Below are 261 nucleotides of genomic sequence, written 5' to 3' on the forward strand. Positions count from 1 at the left end.
CACTGGAAAGATATTTCCATAAAGAGATCGCAAGGGTGCAGGCCCAGTGGTATGGACAGCAGTCCGGAAAGGGAGTAAAGCATCCGGTCACATCGAAACATATCAGGAAGTTATATAAGAGAAAACATGACTCAGTAACGGATTATCTGCACAAAGTCACAAGATATCTTGCAGAATACTGCCGGGAACAGGGGATCACCTGTGTTGTTGCAGGGGATATCCGGAATATCCGGAGAGAAAAAGACCTGGGACACAGGACAA

Annotated in this window: 1 protein-coding gene; it reads left to right on the forward strand. The window is 46.4% G+C overall.

What is annotated here, in order from left to right; translation table 11 throughout:
- Window positions 1-261, forward strand: a 261-nt coding sequence (locus LJE11_RS19550) for a transposase (protein WP_227296454.1), incomplete at both ends; no start/stop codon positions are given.

This window comes from Blautia sp. DFI.1.216 (genome assembly GCF_020594215.1).
Classification (GTDB): Bacteria; Bacillota; Clostridia; order Lachnospirales; family Lachnospiraceae; genus Blautia_A; species Blautia_A wexlerae.